The sequence below is a fragment of the Bradyrhizobium sp. B097 genome, from assembly GCF_038957035.1.
GTDB lineage: Bacteria > Pseudomonadota > Alphaproteobacteria > Rhizobiales > Xanthobacteraceae > Bradyrhizobium.
The window spans coordinates 450,092-466,000 of sequence record NZ_CP152412.1 but is presented as its reverse complement, the minus strand read 5'-3'; the positions used below and the strand labels follow the sequence as shown (position 1 = coordinate 466,000).

Below are 15,909 nucleotides of genomic sequence, written 5' to 3'. Positions count from 1 at the left end.
CGCGCAGGGTCATTCCGCGCGATGCACCGCACGCTGCAATGCACTAGTCTCCCGGTTTCCGCCGGTCGTAGGACAAACCGAACAATCCGGTCCGCTGCGTTTCCGGTTCGGGCGGCGGCGCAGCTTCCTTGGACTCGGCCGCCGGCGCTGCAGCGACCGGCACGTCCTGGCATTTCATCGAATAGACCAGCTCGCCTTTCGCAGTCCGGCCGATCGGGGCGCAAATGTCTGCTGGTACGGCCGCAGCTTTCGGAGCGGCTTTGGGCGCCGTCCGGGTCTCGGCCGCCGCCGGCGAAGCGGCCAACAGCATGACTAACAAGATTTTCGTCTTCATCGGCTGTGTGTTCTCGGATGGTGCGTGCGATTGGACTCTGCCAACGATAGACCCTGCCAAAAGTTTAGTCGCGCCCAATTATTTTGCGCACCACTTCGTGATCGCCGCCGGGCTAAGCAACGCTGTTGCAAGCACTATTTGCGGAAAACCAGGCCGAGCGATTCCTCCGGCCGGGAGCCCAAGGGAGAACCCAATGAAGAAAAACACTCGCGTTATTTACGTCGTGACGGCCGGTCTGCTGCTCGGATCGACCTTGCAAAGCGCTATGGCCTCAGAGCGCCATCGCAAGCCACAGGTTGCACCGGTTCAGCAATCGCTGTCCCGTCCGACCGACGCCTATGCGGCTTGGCAGCAACCCAGGGTAAACAGCCCCGTTTCCTCTTATTACACCGGCGGCTATTCGGCTCCGGCCGGACATTAGGCGAATTCCAGACTCTGGCGCGCCAAGACAACTTCGGCCCGATGCCTGCCCGTCCGGCCGCAGTCGCGCCCGCAACGGCTCGCTGCGCGAGCCGTTCATCCAACATCCGTTTCACCGTCAGACATGGCTACTCTGCTTCAAGGTGGTACCACCGGAGCTTCTCACGTGTGATGCAACGAATGGCGCGATCAGCGAGCCACTTTTTTGCAGTGCCGTACTGGACGACATGAACCGAGAAGCCGCCGCTGGGGTCTCCGAGCACCCCGACCTCCTCCACGGCTTCGCATCCCGGCCAGAGCCGGATCTGCCGAAGGCACTCCTGCACGAGCGCGGTCCGAACAACACCCGCCGTGTATCTCACAGAACCACTCCAAGTCCCAGGCGCATCGATCGGTCTATGCTCCAAGCGTCGGAGGCAGCGTGCGGCCAATCTTGTCGGTGAATTGCCAGACCTGATTCCGCCGAAGCAACGCAGGCTCTCCAGGCCTCAACGGTGGAAGTTCGCCTCGGTTCAAGCGACCCTGTCCCTCGGCTGCTCCTTTTCGTTGTGCTCGCCCAAGAGGTCGAGCAGGCGCTTTCGCATGATCATTCCGGGCCGATCGGAAGGCATGTGCATTTCGAGCTTCCGGCTCATGTCGACGATCGCGTCAGGGTCGGTCGATTCGAGCATCTCGCGATCCTCTGCGATGATGGCGGCGTCCCAATCGATCAGCTCCTGGGTGGAGCAATCGGCTTCGGTATCGTTGCGGAACAGCAGCTGCACGACCTGGATCTGGCCATCGGAGATCGGCGTCGCGCAATTGAAGATGATGTGACGAATGCCGGACGGATACTCCATGTCGAGGCGGCGGCAGAACGGCATGAACCATTTGTTGCGCTGATGACGCTTCGTGGTCGGATCGGTTGTGCCGCTGATCCGGAAAGCGTTCGGCGGATTGCGGATGGTGATGATCGTCTCGGCGTCGAAGCCATCCTCGGTTTCGGTGATCTCGTACTTCTCGGGCTTTGGCTGATTGATGTCGCCGAACGTCCCCTTGTGCACGAATGCGAAATGGGCATTGTCGAACGAGTTTTCCATCAGGCGGAGCGCCGCCGTGTCCCACTTTTCATAAAACTGATGGATGCGGCGATAGCCCGCCTCGTTCTCCTCGGCAATGTCGGGAATGCCGCGCAGTGGCTCATCCAGAGCGACCCAGACATAACCATACCGTGCGCTGGCCCGGAACGAGCGCGCCCTGGCGTCGGGAATCGGCTGCTCGAAGGGAAACTGCGGGACCATGACCAGCTTGCCGTCGCGGTCGTACTCCCAACCGTGATAGCCGCAGACGATATTCCCGTTGTTGCACCAGCCTTTCGACAGCTTGGCGGTGCGATGGCAGCAGCGATCCTCCAGCGCGGCCGGCTCGCCATTGGCATCCAGGAACAGCACGATCGGCTCCCCGAGCAGGGTGAACGGCTGCGGGCCGTCTTTGAGATGGTCGACGGGCATCGTTGCGTACCAGAAGCGGCGCAACACGGGTTGCTTGGTAACGAGCATCATTTCCTCCGCGGTTCAGGCAGCCAGACGCGAGACAACGCGGGCCGCATCGAATTTCAGCTTCTGCACGTCGAGGCCGGGAATCGCGCCGTCCTCGACGACAGGGCGACCACCGACCAGCAAATGGCGAACGTGCGCCGAACCTGCGCACGTCACCGGCGCGATCATGGGATCGTGCATGCCGAAGTGGCGCGGCTGGTCCAGGCCGAAGATGGCGATATCGGCCTGCTGGCCCGGCGCCAGCGTACCGATCCGCGGCAGGCCCAGCACGCGCGCACCTCCCGCCGTGGCCCAATGCACCACGTCTTCCGCGGTCACCGCGTCGGCTCCCTTCACGGCGCGATGTGTGTGCCAGCAGCTATGCATCTCGCTGATCATGTCGGCCGCCTCGTTGGAGGCTGCGCCATCCACGCCGAGCGACACCGCGCCGCCGAGCCGCGCCATCGCGTCCGCCGGTGCGACGCCGGAACCGAGACGGCAATTGGATTGCGGACAATGCGCCATGCCGGTGCCGGAGCGGGCCAGGATCTCCACCTCCTCCGGATCGAGATGTACGAGGTGCGCGAACCAGACGTCCTCGCCGAGCCAGTCGTGCTCTGCGAGCCAGTGGACCGGCCGTTTGCCATGAACCGACAAACAGAAGTCGACATAATCCGACGTTTCCGAAAGATGGCTGTGCAGCCGCAGCTTCATTCGCCGCGCGGCGGCGATCACCTCGCGCAACTCGCCAGGATCCAGCGACCAGGTGGGCGTGGTCGGCGCCAGCGCGACGTGGGTCAGGCTGTCCGGCGACGGATCGTGGAAGCGCTGCGCACAGGCCTCGACCGATTGCAGCATCCGGTCCAGCGTTTCGACCGGCATCGGCACGGACTGATCGGTATCGAAATGGCGGCTGACGGTGGCACCCCCGCGGCAGAACACGAGGCGGATGCCGAGGCTGCGGGCGACATCGAAAATCACCTGCGCCGGATCAAAGCGAAACGTGTCGCTGAACAGATAGTGGTGATCGGCGACCGTGGTGGTGCCCGAGAGAAGCAGTTCGGCGAGCGCAATCCGCGCGGCAACCGCCAAAGCCTCCTCGTCGATGGCCGACCAGAAGCGGTAGGGCACCGAACGCAGCCACCCTGCGAGCGGAAGATTGATGCCTTCGCGGACGCCTTTCATCACGCTCTGGAACATGTGGTGATGGGTCGATACGAGACCTGGATAGATCACGCAGTCTTTTGCGTCGAGCCTGCGTTCGCCTGGCTCCGGCTGCAACATGCCGATTGCGACGATCACACCGTTGCGAATCCGGATCGCACCCGTCGTTCGCATCGCATCGCCTGGCAGGCCCGTGAAGATCCCGGCGGCATTCTCGATCAGCATTGATGTCATGTCTCGGCCCGGATCTCGCTTTCATGCCAGTTTGATAACGCAAACCGCGAAAGCGCCGCCATGACGCTGAACAGCACGACGCCGGTCAACGTGATCAGGAACAGCGCCGCGAACATGCGGGGAATATCGAGCGTGAAGCCGGCATCGAGGATCTCATAGGCGAGGCCCGACGACCGCCCTCCCGTGCCCGCCACGAATTCCGCGACCACTGCGCCGATCAGCGCGAGGCCGCTCGAGATGCGCAGCCCGCCGAAAAAGTAGGGCAACGCGCCGGGGATGCGAAGCTTGATCAAGGTCTTCAAGCGGCTCGCCCGGTTCATCCGAAAGTAATTGGCAAGGCCTGGATCGACGCTGCGCAGACCCAGCGTGGTGTTCGAGATGATCGGGAATAGCGCGACCAGGGTTGCGCAGATCGTCAGCGACAGCTGGGTGTTCTTCACGAGGATGATGATCAGCGGCGCAATCGCGACCACCGGCGTCACCTGCAGCAGGACCGCATAGGGAAACAGGCTGACCTCGATCGCCCGGCTCTGCACAAACATGAATGCGATCAGGGTGCCGAGCACGGTCGCCGCGATGAAGGCCTGCAGCGTCACCCGCAGGGTCACCAGCAGGGCTCGCAGCAGTGACGGCCCGTGCTGCACAAGACTTATGAAGATATCACTCGGCTTGGGAAACAGGTACACGGGAACGGAGGCCAGGCGGAAACTGGCCTCCCACAGGCCGAACAGCACGATCCCGACGGCGACCGGAGCCGCGACCCGGACGAAGGCGTCCGATTGCAGGAGCGGCTTCATGCTTCGCTCCCGCCCGACCGAGGCAGCGAAGCTTCAGCGAGCCAGGTCGAGAGCTCCCGGCAATAGGCGGCGAACTTCGGGCTGTCGCGAAACCCGACCTCGCGCGGCTGCGGCTCGTCGATCGTCATGGTGCGGAAGATGCGGCCGGGACCGGCAGCCATGACGATGATCCGGGTCGAGAGAAACACAGCCTCATAGATCGAATGGGTGACGAACACTGTCGTGAGCTTGCGTTCCCACCATAGCCGAACCAGATCGTCGTCCAGTCTGTTTCGCGTGAACTCGTCGAGCGCGCCGAACGGCTCGTCCATCAGGAGGAGGTTGGGCTGCGTCACCAGCGCCCTGGCGATCGATACCCGCATCCTCATGCCGCCCGACAGCTGCCGCGGGTAGTGTTGTGTGAACGCCGATAAGCCGACACGCGCGATCGCATCCTCGACCAGCGGGGCCGCCTTCGCCCTGGGCATGTCGGCAAGCTCCAGAGGCAGTCGGACATTGGTCTCGACACGCGCCCAGGGCATCAGGGTCGGCTCCTGGAACACGAAGGCGAGCCGCCTCCCCTGCTGCCCGACCTGGCGGTGGTCGCCGCGCCACCACAACAGCCGACCGTCGGTTGGCTCGATCAAGTTGGCGATCAGCTTGAGCAGCGTACTCTTGCCGCAGCCGGAGGGGCCGATCAGCGTCAGGAATTCGCCGTCCGCGATCGTGAGATCGATCGGCGCAAGGCCCCGCGTGCCGTTCGGAAACAGCTTCTCCGCCGAGAGCACCTCGACGACGGGCGGGCGGCCTTCGGAGGTCGTCATCGGTTCGGTGTCGTCGTCGAACGTGTAGGGCGGCGGCAGAACGTTCATGGACGCTCCTATTTCACGCCAATCCTGAGATCCTTGACGAAACGGTCGTCAAACGACTTTTGCCAGGCGGTCTTGGGATCGAGCAGCTCGCCGGCCACCAGGAAGTCGTAGACTTGCTTGTAGCGCTCGGCGGTGATGATGCCGATACCGAGCTTCGCTGCGTCGCCGCCGTCGACCGCTTTGCTCTCCTTGAGCTTCTCGATCGCAAACGCGATCTGACCGTCGGTCATCTTGGGATTGTCGGCCTTGATCAGGCCGTTGGCCGGAGCAGGATTCTGCAAATAGTCGCGCCAACCTTCGAGCGACGCCTTGACGAAGCGAGCCACCACATCCGGCTTCTCGGCGACCATTTTCTCAGTCGTCACGATTGTCGAGCCGTAGGGTGGATACCCGCCATCGGCCAGCAGGAAGAACTTCACCTTCTCCTTTTGCTCCTGCGCCTGATATGGCTCGGATGACGGGTAGGCCTGCTGTGCCATAGTCTTGTCAGCGAAGAACGGCTGCAGGTTGAACGTGTAGGGCCGGATCTGGTCGTCGCTGTAACCGTACTTGGCCTTGAGCCACGGCCAGAACGTCACCCGCGAGGATCCCGCGATCAGCACCGGCCTGCCCTTCAGCGCCGCCAGGTCCGGCACGTCATCATGGGTCATGATCCCCTGCAGGTCGAACTGGAACGACGACGCGACAGTCACGAGCGGCAGGTTCTGCTCGCGTCCTTTCATCACCTGGATGTCGTAACCCATGATGAAATCCGCATCGCCTGCGAGCAGGAGCTGCGTGCCGTTGACCTGGGGACCACCCATCTTGATGGTCACGTCGAGACCGGCCTTGTCATAGAGACCGGTCGCCTTGGCCTGGTAGAATCCGCCATGCTCGGCCTGCGCGAACCAGCTGGTGAGGAAGGTGACCTTGTCGGCGGCCAGGGCAGGTGCGAACGACATCGCAAACATGGCGGTCCCGACCAGGGCGGAAGCAATCGTTCGGGAGGCAATCGTCATGGCCATCGTGGCTACCTTTGATCGTCCGGTGAATGCCGGCTGCGGATGACGTCAATACTGTCTGGACGGGAATGTGCTCGCGCACGGACCGCATCCTCGATGAACTCAGGATGCACGCGACCACTGTCGCCCGAAAGCATTTTGATTCGAGCGATCCGTTGCCTTTCCGGCAACGCCGATTTTTTGAGCAAGGGGCATCAAATGGCGGCGCGGATCAGCCAAATTTCGGCATGCCGGCGTCGCCCGCCTTGGCCTAAGCTCGCAGCAGCAATGACAACTTTTGAGCCTGTAGCGATGAGCTTCCGCGCGCTTTCCCCTCCTGCAATTCGTCCCCCGTTCGCACGATACAGCCACGGCATCGTCGTGCCGGCCGGACACCGCCTCGTGTTCACGTCCGGGCAGCTCGGCATCGCTGGCGACGACGAGACGGTCCCGCCGGACAGCGAGGCGCAGTCCGATCTCTGTTTTGCGAACATCGCAGCAATCCTCGCCGAAGATCGGATGACACTGGCGGACATTGTTCGGCTCAACGCCTATGTGACGGCCCGCGAGCACATGCAGGGCTACATGCGGTCGCGTGACCGGCACTTTCCCGGGACGCCGCCGTCCTCGACCCTGATGATCGTGTCCGGCTTCAGCCGGCCGGAATTCCTGGTCGAGATCGAAGCGGTCGCGGCCGCGCCGAACCCGAGCTAGAGAGCTTCCGCGCGGAGTGCATCTCGTTGCGGAGAAAGCGCGTCTTGGGACGGAACAGGCTCTAGAACCGGCGCATTTCGCGCCTGACCCTGGCCAGAAAGTGCGCACGCTTGGCCGGCGTGGCAACGTTCATGTGATAGAGCGCGAGATAGCGCGTCGTCGCCTTTGCCCCGGTGAACCACGGCAGATATCGCTTGATGAGCTTGCGCGGCGGATCGGCCATCGCAATCGCCTGCCAGCGCGGGCGGCCGTAGGTCGCAATGCCGGAGATGCGGCGAATGTGATGCAGCATCGGCCGCGCCCGCGCGGGATCGGACAGATCGAGCGCGATGCCGGGGCCGAACATGCGATCGAACCAGCCGTTGAGCATGGCCGGCGGCCCGAACGACCAGGTCGGAAACTGTACCACGATCGCGTCGGCCGCCATCAGGCGGTCGGCGTAGGCCTGATTGTTGTGCCGGTTGCGCACGGGATCATGGTAGTCGCGCCGACGTTCGGCCGTCAGGATCGGATCGAACCCCTCCGCATAGAGATCGAGCAGATCAACGGCGTGGCCGGCTTCGGCGAGCCCGGCCAGCGCTTCCCCACGGAGCGCGGCGTGGAAGCTGTCGGCAAGCGGATGGCAGTAGACATAGAGGACGCGCATGTCACGGCCCGGCAGCGACGAAACTCCGCATCTTGCCGGGATTGAGCAGATTGTGCGGATCGACCTCGCGCTTGAAGCCCAGTTGATCGGCGTCGGCGCGCTTGTAGCGGCTGCCGTCCTCGACCGTGTAGACGTGCGGATTGGCGATGAAAACGCCGCGCTCCTCATGCATCCGGATGATCTCGTTCAGCCGTTCAGCGCCGCGGTAGCGAACGACCGGCAAGCCGCTGCAGGTGACCCGGCCGCCAAAGCGGATGAACTCGAGATGTTGCAGCACCTCATCGGGAAACAGCGCCCTCATCTCGGCAACTTTCTCCATCAGGGCATCATGCGGATAGAGACATTGCAGATAGGTGACGGTGCGATCGGACTTCAGGACCTGCAGCGTGGTGTGATTCCAGGTGTATTCGTAGAGCGGCACCTGGCCCGGGCTGTCGTCGGTCGGGGTCTCCAGCGTGATGGTCCCGCGACGACCGAGCAGCGATTTAAAGCTTTCGAGCGACGGCTCGGCGATCATCGCGATCAGGATGCTCTGTCCCTCGGCCACGCATGGTCTCAACGCACCGAAGTAGGAGGGAAGCGGCCAGCTGACCGGCGACAGCAACTTCTTCGTGATGCCATCGGCAAGAGCTGCCTCGTAGCCGACCGCCACCGCATCCAGGAAGTCGTCGAAGCAGACAACGACGTCGATCCAGCGCCAGGCTGGAGCCAGCGGCATTTCCAGTGCCGTGATGATACCGGTGGTGCCATAGGCGCGGTTGATCTTTTGTGCCGCCTCGCCGCGCAATTCGATGATCCGGGGCGTTTCCTCGACGGTGACGACCCGCGCCGCCTGGATATTGCCCGGTTCGCGCAATCCGCCATACGTCACGGATCCGATGCCGCCGGAGCCGCCGGCAACAAAGCCACCGATCGTCGCCGTGCGCTTGGTGGACGGATGCATGCGCAGTTCCCAGCCCGTCGGCTGCAGCTCGGCGTCGATGGCATTGAGCTTGGCGCCCGCGCCAACCCGTATCGCTCCGGGCGCCGTCCATTCAATGGCTGACAACGCCGTGATATCCAGCAGCACGCCGCCCTGGAGCGGCACGGCCTGACCATAGTTTCCCGTACCGCCGGCGCGGACTGTCAGCGGCACGCGATGGCGCGCGCAGGCCGCGGCGAGCCGAAGGACGTCGCGCTCGTCCCGCGGGACGACGATCAGGTCCGCTGATTTATCATTCAGCAGATCATTCAGGATGGGGCTGTACCAGAAGAAGTCACGCGAACGGCGCCGCACCACCTTGTGGTCGCTGATCACCGTCATGTCGCCGAGATCGGCGACCAGCCCGTCCAGCGCGCCGGCTGAAACTTCGCTCACGATGTCTCGCCCCCGCTGCAGTGCACCTGGCTGAGCTCGGACAGGACCTCGTCCGATTTGACGACAAAGCCAAAGCACTGACGAACGTTGTAAAGCGTGGCGGCAAGGCAATAGTCCGGCGACGTCGTGGCCGTGCAATCCTGCAGCAGCAGGCAATCGTAGCCGCGGAAATTGGCGTCCTGCAGCGTGCACAGCACGCACTGGTCGGCATTGACGCCGGCAAACATCAGCGTCGTGACGCCGAGATTGCGCAGAATGCTGTCGAGCTCGGTATCCTGGAAACCCGACATCCGGTATTTTGCGACCTCGATATCGGAGGAGCCGACGGCGAGTTCCTCGACGACGGCGGCAGACCAGCTGCCACGTTCCAGCACTTTCGCCCCGGAGCGCGGCAGCGCGTCGCCGAGCCCGACGCCGGCGCCGCTCGGCTTGTAGACATGCAGCAATGCCGGGCTGAGATTGAGCCGGTCGGGCCGGTTACCCCAGTTGACCCAGATCACCGGCAGTCGGCAATCGCGCAGCACCGGCAGCAGGCGCCGTAACGGTTCGATGGGTGCACGCGCCGGCGCAATGTCGACCCCGATATGGGCCAGCCAACCGTCCGGATGGCAGAAATCATTCTGCATATCGACGATGATGATTGCGCTGCGCGCAAGGTCGATCGAAATCACCTTGCCGTCGGTCCGGAGCGTAACCGGGCGCGGCGCGGCCGGCTGTCGCACCAAATCGGCGCGGCTGTCCGACACCAGCCAGCGGTTGCGCTCGCTCGAGCCCAACGGCGTCAGCGGTTCGGCGGCCGGGTCACGGCGGGGAGCGAAGTTCATGCCTGGTGCCCCTGCAGCACGCGAAGATCCTCCGCATCGAGCTCGGCCGGCTCGCCGCCACGGATCAGCTCCGCAAATCCCTCGTTCGGCGTCATCACCGTGAGCGTGTAGAGCTTGCCGGCACCGGTATTCTCGATCACGTGCTCGGAGCCTGGATGCAGCAGCAGCGAATCGCCCTTCCGGATCGGCACCGTCCTGCCGTCACAGCTGGCAAGTCCTTCGCCGTGCAGGACGTGGAAGAACTCATGCGCAATGGCGTGCTCGTTCGGCGGCGTGGCGCCGCCGGGCCGGAAAATCTCGATGACGAAGATGTTGTCTATTTGATCGGTCGTATGATCGAACAGGATTGCGAAGTAGTTCGTGTCGTTCGGCGAGATGCGAAAGGCCTTGGCCTTGGCAAGTTGCGCGATACCGAATGCCATGCGTCGGCTCCTGTCGTGGTCAGATCGGCCCGGCCCGATCAAACGCGGTGCGGGTCGCAACCGCGGCCAGCGGATATCGGGCAATCTCGTCGACGAGCGCGACCAGGCGCGCGGCCGCGCGCTCGACCACCACCCTGCCGAGCTCGGCGGTAGCCCTGGTGGCATCGCCGCAGGCACCCTTGGGGTGGAGATCCTGGGTCTGCCAGCCGAATTTGACGACGCCTTCGAGCCCCAGCATCTCGAAATCGCGCGCGATCCGTGTCGTCGCGGGCTCGAAGTTTTCGGCCCGGCTCATCACCACGGAGTCCGGCGCCAAATGCAACATCGCGCTGGTCTCGATCTGGCCGCCGTGAATCCCGTGACGGATCTCGTCCGCGTCGAACAGATCGGTCATGTCGATCAGTTGCGGCCACATCGCCGTCGCCGCGAACATGCCCAAGCGGACGCGAAGGTCGCGGCAAACGATCTCGAGCAGCTGCGGCTGACCGCCATGCGAGTTCAGGAACAGGATCTTGCGGATCCCGGCGCGGTACACCGACTCTCCGATCTCGGACCACACTTTCCCAAGCGTTTCATACGAGAGCGTCAGCGTGCCCGGAAAAGCCAGGTGCTCGTCGGACTTGCCGTACGGCAACGGCGGAAGCACAAGCGCGGGACAATCGGGGCGCATCAACTCGACCGCGCGGGTCACGATCCCCCATCCGATCGCCGCATCGACCTTGACCGGCAGATGCGGTCCATGCTGCTCGACGGCGCCGACCGGAAGGATCGCGACCGCTCGTTCGCCATCGAGTTCGGCAAAGTCACGTGTCGAGAGATCCCACCACCAGCGAGATTTGACTGCCATTGCAAGACCCAAGCCGTTGGCCAGCCGCGCACATGCGTCGGCCACCGACGGAGGATCTTGCACGCGCATCCATCACTTCAAAGCGCTTAGATTCGGCAACCCCGTTGCCTTTTGGGCAACGCCGCGCCATGGTCGCCGCATCGTCTTTCGGATCGGTAACCATGCTGCACAGCCGCCTCCTGAGCTACATCGACGAGGTCGCGCGGACCGGGTCGATCCGCAAGGCGGCAAACCACCTCAACGTCGCAGCCTCCGCCATCAGCCGCCAGATCCTCGCCCTCGAAACGCAACTGGGCACCCCGATCTTCCAGCGTCTGCCGAAGAAGCTGATCCTGACCGCCGCGGGCGAAGTCCTGATCGGGCACATCCGGCAGACGCTGAAGGAGTTGACGCGGGCTCAGGCAAAGATCGAGGAACTCAAGGGACTGCGCCGCGGCGAGATTACGGTCGCGATGATGAGCGGGCTCGCCTCCAACCTCGTACCGGGCACGGTGAAGGAATTCCGCCTCGCCAACCCCCGCGTCAAGCTGAACCTGACGCTCTTCAATACCGGGACAGAGATCCAATCGGCGGTCGCAAATGGAGAGGCCGATCTCGGGATCGGCTTCGATTTCGCCAAAGATGCGAACCTGAAGTTGCTCGCGCGCGCGGTCGCCAAGCTTGGCGGGGTCATGGCCCCGGACCATCCATTGGCGAAACGCGCCAGTATTCGTCTCAACGACTGTGTCGACTTTCCGATTATCATTGCTGACACCAGCAGCGCGATACGACCCTACCTCGACGCCGCTTTCACCAGGGCCGCGCTGGATCTCCGGCCGATCATCGAGACGAATTCCATCGAGATCATGAGGCACGCCGCAATCCTGGACAACGGCATCACGTTCCTCACTCCGTTCGACATCGAGTTCGAACGCCGGGCGGGGCGGCTGGCTTACGTTCCGGTTCGCGAACTCACCAGTGATGCCCAGGCGCTGATGCTGATCGGTCACGAGCGCGGCAGCAGCGCCATTGCGAGTGTTCTCGCCGAGATGCTCAAGGCCATGATGCAGGATACAATCTTGTAGACCGATCACAGCGGCTTCGAGCGAAGCGGACACCGGTTCGCGTGAGGAAAACGCGTCAATCCGACAAGCTGGAGCTTCGGCGCAAACTGATGCGTGACCGCATCGCGAACCCAACTCCCGATGCCTGGCCGTTATCGCGACCCCGCCCCAACGTGCTTGCATAAATGGCCGCACGATTGAATATTCGTTGCACTGTTTGCAACGATCAGGACCATGCCGATGAGCGCCAAGCTGGAGCCGCGTCGACTGCACTATTTCATGGAGGTGCTCAATAGCGGCTCCGTGCGCGGCGCCGCTGGTGCGCTTGGCATGGATGCCTCGGCGGTCAGCCGGGCGCTCGGCCTGCTCGAGAAGGAATATGGCTCGCGCCTGCTCGAACGGCGGGGCCGCGGCGTTGCGCCAACCGACGCCGGCCAGCTGCTGGCCGCCTACCTGCACCGCCAGCAGGGCGAACGACAGGCGTTGCTCGCGCAGATGGACAGCATCCGCAAGGTCGAGTCGGGTCATATCGATCTCGTGACGGGTGAAGGCTATGTCGACTGGCTGGCCAAGAGCTGCCTGTGCCGCTTCATGCAAACCCACCCGAAGATCACGATCAGCCTCGACATCGGAAGCACCGACGAGATCGTCCAGCAAGTCGTCGGAGAACGCGCGCATATCGGTGTCCTGTTCAATCCGCCTCGCGACGATCGACTGCGCTCGCACCATTCGCAGCCGCATCCGATCAGGGCCGTGGTGCCGCGCGGGCATCCGCTGACCCAGCTCGGTCGGCCGCTCAAGCTCGCCGACCTCGCACCCTACCCGGGAGCCGCAATGCATCCGAATTTCGGCCTGCGCCAGCATGTCCAGGCCGCCGAGATCAGCGAAGGCGTCCGCCTCAATTTCGCGTTTACGACCGCCTCGTTCGATGCGCTCGCCCATTACGTGACCGCCGGACTTGGCTATGCGCTGGCATCGCGCCTCGCGATGACGGAGGCCGATGCCGCCAAGGTGGTGGCGCTGCCGATGAAGAACGCGCTGCTGCATCGTGGCCGCACCCATGTGGTCTCGCGTCAGGGACGTACGTTGTCGCCTGCCGCGATGCAGCTGCTGCGGATGATGGTCGGCGAGATGCGATCACCGGGAAGCAGTGCGCGGTAGACTGAGGCAGGCCGCGCCTTTGCGACCTCAATCGCGACGCGCCGTTGCCGGAAACCAGATCGCGACCTGCGGAGGCGGTCGAAACGGCTTCCAGCTGCCCGTCGGCTGGGCGAGGCGATCGGCAATCACCCACAGCGCCGGCGCGTGAAAGCCAAGCCCGATATGCGTCGTGTTCACTTCGACGTTTTCGCGCTCCCCACCCTCCTGCTCCAGGCAGGCGCGCCACGCCACCACTCCATCGGTGCGGGTATAGATCGATGTTGTCGGCACGGGAATCGGTTGCGCGAGGCGGCTGATCCGCTCGGCGGTCGGCGACTCATATTTCTGGCCGGTCAGAAGCCGCCAGATCGCGCGGACATTGCTCGCACCCGGAGCCGCGAACGGACTGCCGAGCGTGATGACCATCCGCACCGCCGTGGGGATCTGCCGCGCAACCTCTCGCGCGATGATGCCGCCGCGGCTCCAGCCGACCAGACTGACCTTCGAGCCGCCCTGCCTTTCGAGTTCGATGACCCGCGCCACCACGGCGGAAAGGTCCGCGTCCGGCGCGCGCACATTGCGGCCGCGGCCCCATCCATGAACCTGATAACCGAGGAACTCGAGGAATGAGCGTATGGCCAACGTCGACCGGTCATCGGCGCCGAGCCCAGGCAGAACCATGACCGGATGCCGCTGCCCCCGCGGCGCGGTCGCCAGAAGCGGCGCCGCCACGGCAAGCAGCGCCGGGATGTCGAGAAAGCCGCGCCCTTCCGCGGCAAGCAGAGCGAGCGAGGGTGGTTCGACGGTCTGCTCGTCACGTCCCATGAGTAACGTCCGTTGTTGATGGTCAAGAAGAGCCCTTGCAACTGTGCATCGCCCGGCGAGCACGAGACGTCAGTTCGGCGGTGCGGCCTTTCCGAACACCCCGCCGATGGCCCGCAACAGCCAACTCGGCTGATACTTGATCCATTGGACCGCCAGCTCGTTGGCAAGTCCTGCGACATGTACCGGCTTTCCCGCCATGCAGGCGCGGTAGCCCTCCTGTGCGACGGTCTTCGCATCCATGATCATCATGCTCGGCATGTTGCCGAGATTGGTGCCGTGGACCATCCCGGTATCCGTCACGCCGGGACATAACGTCGTCAGCGTGATCTTGCTGCCGCTCAATTCCTGGGACAACGCCTCGCCGAACGACAGCACATAGGCCTTCGACGCGGCGTAGACCGCAAGGTTTGGCACCGGCATGAACGCCGCGACTGACGCAACATTCAGGATCCGTCCACTGTTGCGCTCGAGCATCGGCGCGAGGAAGAGACGAGTCAATGCCGTCATGGCGACGACATTGACCTGCAGCAGCCGCAACTGGTCATCGAGGCCGATTGCGCTGACGCGTCCTTCGAGCAAGATGCCGGCGTTGTTCACCAAGAGGTCGACCCGCACGCCGGCGTCCTTCAGCGAATCGAACACCGCCTGCGGCGCCGCCGGCTCGCTCAGATCGGCGGCAACGATGGTCACCTTGGTGCCATGATCGGCCTTGAGCTCGCGGGCGAGCTCCTGCAGCTTGTCGCGGCTGCGCGCCAGCAGCACAAGGCTGAAGCGATTGGCCGCGAGCACGCGCGCGAGCTCGAGCCCAATGCCGCCCGATGCGCCGGTCACCAGCGCGCATTGACCTTCATTTCCGCTCACCGACATGAGGCGCCTCCCTTCGCTGCCAGAACGGTTCTGCGCAATCCACGAACGGCGCGCGCAACAAGCCGACCCCGCGCCAGCCGACGTTCGTCGCGCTGCGCCAGCCCGGCAGGCGTGCCGGCGCACTTCCGGTCGGCAGCATATGTGCGGGAGAACCGTTCGATCGCCCGCAGCAACGCCTGGGCCTGCTCGAATTGATCGGCCGTTTCGTTCACCTCGCCAAGCGATTTGCGCAACGGCTCCAGCACCTCGATCCGGTCGACATGGCCCGACAGTCGGGCCTGCGGATCGCGATTTTGCGTCGCCGGCATCACATCACCGAACGATCTTGGCCGATCGCCCTGACAACGTCGAGGGCGACGGCCTCGACCGGCTGCAGTCCGTCGACGGTTCTGAGGATGTTCCGCGATCGATAGTAGTCGACCAGCGGTGCGGTCTGCTCGTTGTAGGCGTCGATACGCAGCTTGAGCGTTTCGTGGTTGTCGTCGGCGCGCACCGCGCCGCCCTGCTCTCGCGCTTCGCGGGCCCGCGCCTCGATCCGATCCAGCAACACCGTCTCGTCGGCCTGGAGCTCAACGACGTGGTCGATCGCAAGACCTTCGGTATCGAGCAGATCGTCGAATCTGACCGCCTGTGCCATCGTCCGCGGGAAGCCGTCGAGCACAAAGCCACGCTCGGCATCCGCTTGCGAGATGCGTTCGATCACCGCGGCGATCACGAGCTGATCCGGAACCAGCCCACCACTCACCATGATATCCTTGACCTTCCGTCCGATGCCGGTGTCCGCGTCGACCGCAGCACGCAGCATGTCGCCAGTCGAAAGGTGCGGTATGTCGTACTCCTCGACCAGGCGCCTCGCCTGCGTTCCCTTGCCCGCACCGGGCGGCCCCAGCAGAACGATCCTCATCGCATGTGTCCCGATATTCGCTT

General features: G+C 63.9%; 19 protein-coding genes. 4 read left to right on the top strand and 15 right to left on the bottom strand.

The features are described 5' to 3' along the window. Nucleotides 1-43: 43 nt before the first annotated feature. A complete protein-coding gene (locus AAFG07_RS02220) occupies nucleotides 44-334 on the bottom strand; it encodes a hypothetical protein (RefSeq protein WP_342725816.1) in 291 nt (96 codons plus the stop codon). Between the two features lie 193 nt (nucleotides 335-527). Here AAFG07_RS02220 and AAFG07_RS02215 point away from each other — a divergent pair, with 193 nt between their 5' ends. Then, nucleotides 528-755, top strand: a complete 228-nt coding sequence (locus tag AAFG07_RS02215) for a hypothetical protein (protein ID WP_342725815.1) — start codon at nucleotides 528-530, stop codon at nucleotides 753-755. A gap of 511 nt (nucleotides 756-1,266) precedes the next feature. Here the strand turns inward: AAFG07_RS02215 and AAFG07_RS02210 are convergent. Genes AAFG07_RS02210 through AAFG07_RS02190 form a run of 5 tightly spaced genes read right to left on the bottom strand, consistent with a single transcriptional unit; the run spans nucleotide 1,267 to nucleotide 6,321 of the window. Further along, entirely contained in the window at nucleotides 1,267-2,292 is a 1,026-nt protein-coding gene (locus AAFG07_RS02210) for an aromatic ring-hydroxylating dioxygenase subunit alpha (RefSeq protein WP_342725814.1), read from the bottom strand. A 15-nt stretch (nucleotides 2,293-2,307) separates the two neighbouring features. Next, complete coding sequence (locus tag AAFG07_RS02205) at nucleotides 2,308-3,669, bottom strand: amidohydrolase family protein (RefSeq protein WP_342725813.1); 1,362 nt, start codon at nucleotides 3,667-3,669, stop codon at nucleotides 2,308-2,310. Beyond that, nucleotides 3,666-4,466 carry an ABC transporter permease gene (locus AAFG07_RS02200; RefSeq protein WP_342725812.1) on the bottom strand — a complete coding sequence of 267 codons (801 nt, stop codon included), beginning with the start codon at nucleotides 4,464-4,466 and terminating at the stop codon, nucleotides 3,666-3,668. Before AAFG07_RS02200 ends, AAFG07_RS02205 begins: the two co-directional genes overlap by 4 nt. Further along, nucleotides 4,463-5,269, bottom strand: a complete 807-nt coding sequence (locus AAFG07_RS02195; protein WP_342729431.1) for an ABC transporter ATP-binding protein — start codon at nucleotides 5,267-5,269, stop codon at nucleotides 4,463-4,465. The genes AAFG07_RS02200 and AAFG07_RS02195 overlap by 4 nt, the downstream gene beginning before the upstream one ends. 56 nt (nucleotides 5,270-5,325) lie before the next feature. Further along, nucleotides 5,326-6,321, bottom strand: coding sequence for an ABC transporter substrate-binding protein (locus tag AAFG07_RS02190; protein WP_342725811.1), 996 nt, complete (start codon nucleotides 6,319-6,321; stop codon nucleotides 5,326-5,328). A 288-nt stretch (nucleotides 6,322-6,609) separates the two neighbouring features. On the opposite strand from AAFG07_RS02190, the gene AAFG07_RS02185 reads away from it, so the two are divergent. Then, nucleotides 6,610-7,011, top strand: coding sequence for a RidA family protein (locus AAFG07_RS02185; RefSeq protein WP_342725810.1), 402 nt, complete (start codon nucleotides 6,610-6,612; stop codon nucleotides 7,009-7,011). A gap of 61 nt (nucleotides 7,012-7,072) precedes the next feature. Here the strand turns inward: AAFG07_RS02185 and AAFG07_RS02180 are convergent, their stop codons facing one another. From AAFG07_RS02180 to AAFG07_RS02160, 5 genes are read right to left on the bottom strand one after another with little or no spacing between them, the layout of a single operon-like run. Next, nucleotides 7,073-7,657 (bottom strand): NAD(P)H-dependent oxidoreductase, encoded by a 585-nt coding sequence (locus AAFG07_RS02180; protein ID WP_342725809.1) that lies wholly within the window; start codon nucleotides 7,655-7,657, stop codon nucleotides 7,073-7,075. Nucleotide 7,658: 1 nt separating this feature from the next. Continuing rightward, entirely contained in the window at nucleotides 7,659-8,960 is a 1,302-nt protein-coding gene (locus AAFG07_RS02175; protein ID WP_342729430.1) for an FAD-binding oxidoreductase, read from the bottom strand. A gap of 50 nt (nucleotides 8,961-9,010) precedes the next feature. Continuing rightward, nucleotides 9,011-9,838 (bottom strand): cysteine hydrolase family protein, encoded by an 828-nt coding sequence (locus tag AAFG07_RS02170; protein ID WP_342725808.1) that lies wholly within the window; start codon nucleotides 9,836-9,838, stop codon nucleotides 9,011-9,013. After that, nucleotides 9,835-10,260, bottom strand: a complete 426-nt coding sequence (locus tag AAFG07_RS02165) for a cupin domain-containing protein (RefSeq protein ID WP_342725807.1) — start codon at nucleotides 10,258-10,260, stop codon at nucleotides 9,835-9,837. The genes AAFG07_RS02170 and AAFG07_RS02165 overlap by 4 nt, the downstream gene beginning before the upstream one ends. 19 nt (nucleotides 10,261-10,279) lie before the next feature. Continuing rightward, nucleotides 10,280-11,107 carry a creatininase family protein gene (locus AAFG07_RS02160; RefSeq protein WP_342725806.1) on the bottom strand — a complete coding sequence of 276 codons (828 nt, stop codon included), beginning with the start codon at nucleotides 11,105-11,107 and terminating at the stop codon, nucleotides 10,280-10,282. Nucleotides 11,108-11,268: 161 nt separating this feature from the next. On the opposite strand from AAFG07_RS02160, the gene AAFG07_RS02155 reads away from it, so the two are divergent. Both AAFG07_RS02155 and AAFG07_RS02150 read left to right on the top strand, forming a co-directional pair. Then, nucleotides 11,269-12,171 carry a LysR family transcriptional regulator gene (locus AAFG07_RS02155; protein WP_342725805.1) on the top strand — a complete coding sequence of 301 codons (903 nt, stop codon included), beginning with the start codon at nucleotides 11,269-11,271 and terminating at the stop codon, nucleotides 12,169-12,171. 219 nt (nucleotides 12,172-12,390) lie between these two features. Then, nucleotides 12,391-13,311 (top strand): LysR family transcriptional regulator, encoded by a 921-nt coding sequence (locus AAFG07_RS02150; protein WP_342725804.1) that lies wholly within the window; start codon nucleotides 12,391-12,393, stop codon nucleotides 13,309-13,311. A 27-nt stretch (nucleotides 13,312-13,338) separates the two neighbouring features. On the opposite strand, the gene AAFG07_RS02145 is transcribed toward AAFG07_RS02150, so the two are convergent. From AAFG07_RS02145 to AAFG07_RS02130, 4 genes are read right to left on the bottom strand one after another with little or no spacing between them, the layout of a single operon-like run. Next, entirely contained in the window at nucleotides 13,339-14,178 is an 840-nt protein-coding gene (locus AAFG07_RS02145) for an alpha/beta fold hydrolase (RefSeq protein ID WP_342725803.1), read from the bottom strand. 6 nt (nucleotides 14,179-14,184) lie between these two features. After that, on the bottom strand, nucleotides 14,185-14,982 hold the full coding sequence (locus AAFG07_RS02140; protein WP_342725802.1) for an SDR family oxidoreductase: 798 nt from the start codon (nucleotides 14,980-14,982) through the stop codon (nucleotides 14,185-14,187). Next, nucleotides 14,973-15,290, bottom strand: coding sequence for a hypothetical protein (locus tag AAFG07_RS02135; protein WP_342725801.1), 318 nt, complete (start codon nucleotides 15,288-15,290; stop codon nucleotides 14,973-14,975). Before AAFG07_RS02135 ends, AAFG07_RS02140 begins: the two co-directional genes overlap by 10 nt. Continuing rightward, nucleotides 15,290-15,886, bottom strand: coding sequence for an adenylate kinase (locus AAFG07_RS02130; RefSeq protein ID WP_342725800.1), 597 nt, complete (start codon nucleotides 15,884-15,886; stop codon nucleotides 15,290-15,292). Before AAFG07_RS02130 ends, AAFG07_RS02135 begins: the two co-directional genes overlap by 1 nt. Nucleotides 15,887-15,909: the final 23 nt, after the last annotated feature.

Bases quoted from the DNA above. Each gene is read 5' to 3' on its own strand.
- AAFG07_RS02195 (WP_342729431.1), bottom strand. From the start codon at position 5,269: ATGACGACCTCCGAAGGCCGCCCGCCCGTCGTCGAGGTGCTCTCGGCG.
- AAFG07_RS02165 (WP_342725807.1), bottom strand. From the start codon at position 10,260: ATGGCATTCGGTATCGCGCAACTTGCCAAGGCCAAGGCCTTTCGCATC.
- AAFG07_RS02185 (WP_342725810.1), top strand. From the start codon at position 6,610: ATGAGCTTCCGCGCGCTTTCCCCTCCTGCAATTCGTCCCCCGTTCGCA.
- AAFG07_RS02205 (WP_342725813.1), bottom strand. From the start codon at position 3,669: ATGACATCAATGCTGATCGAGAATGCCGCCGGGATCTTCACGGGCCTG.
- AAFG07_RS02215 (WP_342725815.1), top strand. From the start codon at position 528: ATGAAGAAAAACACTCGCGTTATTTACGTCGTGACGGCCGGTCTGCTG.
- AAFG07_RS02180 (WP_342725809.1), bottom strand. From the start codon at position 7,657: ATGCGCGTCCTCTATGTCTACTGCCATCCGCTTGCCGACAGCTTCCAC.
- AAFG07_RS02190 (WP_342725811.1), bottom strand. From the start codon at position 6,321: ATGGCCATGACGATTGCCTCCCGAACGATTGCTTCCGCCCTGGTCGGG.
- AAFG07_RS02155 (WP_342725805.1), top strand. From the start codon at position 11,269: ATGCTGCACAGCCGCCTCCTGAGCTACATCGACGAGGTCGCGCGGACC.
- AAFG07_RS02130 (WP_342725800.1), bottom strand. From the start codon at position 15,886: ATGAGGATCGTTCTGCTGGGGCCGCCCGGTGCGGGCAAGGGAACGCAG.
- AAFG07_RS02175 (WP_342729430.1), bottom strand. From the start codon at position 8,960: ATGACGGTGATCAGCGACCACAAGGTGGTGCGGCGCCGTTCGCGTGAC.
- AAFG07_RS02135 (WP_342725801.1), bottom strand. From the start codon at position 15,290: ATGCCGGCGACGCAAAATCGCGATCCGCAGGCCCGACTGTCGGGCCAT.
- AAFG07_RS02170 (WP_342725808.1), bottom strand. From the start codon at position 9,838: ATGAACTTCGCTCCCCGCCGTGACCCGGCCGCCGAACCGCTGACGCCG.
- AAFG07_RS02200 (WP_342725812.1), bottom strand. From the start codon at position 4,466: ATGAAGCCGCTCCTGCAATCGGACGCCTTCGTCCGGGTCGCGGCTCCG.
- AAFG07_RS02220 (WP_342725816.1), bottom strand. From the start codon at position 334: ATGAAGACGAAAATCTTGTTAGTCATGCTGTTGGCCGCTTCGCCGGCG.
- AAFG07_RS02160 (WP_342725806.1), bottom strand. From the start codon at position 11,107: ATGGCAGTCAAATCTCGCTGGTGGTGGGATCTCTCGACACGTGACTTT.
- AAFG07_RS02140 (WP_342725802.1), bottom strand. From the start codon at position 14,982: ATGTCGGTGAGCGGAAATGAAGGTCAATGCGCGCTGGTGACCGGCGCA.
- AAFG07_RS02150 (WP_342725804.1), top strand. From the start codon at position 12,391: ATGAGCGCCAAGCTGGAGCCGCGTCGACTGCACTATTTCATGGAGGTG.
- AAFG07_RS02210 (WP_342725814.1), bottom strand. From the start codon at position 2,292: ATGCTCGTTACCAAGCAACCCGTGTTGCGCCGCTTCTGGTACGCAACG.